Raw genomic sequence first — 469 nt, forward strand, 5'->3', positions numbered from 1 at the left:
GGCGTCCGCGGACGGCTGGCCGCCGCCGCGGGGCTGGCGCTGCTCGCGGCAGTGGTCGGCGGGGCCTGTTTCGCGCTGCTCGTGCGGTTGCTCTTCGACCCCGGCACACGTGAGTTCGCGACGCTCTCGGCGGTCTCGTTCGTCCTCGGCACGCTCGTCGCGCTGGGACCGGCGCTCCTCGGTTCGTCCTGGTGGCACTACTCCGGCGGTGCCGCGTTGGCGCTGGTCGCGGTGGTCCTCGGCGACCTGTACGGCCTCGCCATGGTGATCGCCCTGCTGGTCGGCGACCTCACCGGCGTCACGGCATCCGAGCTGTTCTTCCAGCGGGCCGGAGACCTCTGGGGCGTCTGGGGCCGCACCGCCGGCTGGTCGGACTTCGCGACACTGCTCTTCGCGCCGGCCGCCGCCCTGGCGCTGGGCGGACTCTGCCACGCGATGCGCCGACGGCCCGTCGGCGCCTGACGACGAC

1 protein-coding gene is annotated in these 469 nt (G+C 74.4%); it reads left to right on the forward strand.

Features of this window, described 5'->3' with window-relative positions; translation table 11 throughout:
* Nucleotides 1-462: hypothetical protein (locus tag HCJ92_RS23120; protein WP_420824766.1), on the forward strand; the 462-nt coding region annotated here is incomplete at its 5' end.
* Nucleotides 463-469: the final 7 nt, after the last annotated feature.

This window comes from Streptomyces spiramenti, from assembly GCF_012034385.1.
Taxonomy (GTDB): Bacteria; Actinomycetota; Actinomycetes; order Streptomycetales; family Streptomycetaceae; genus Streptomyces; species Streptomyces spiramenti.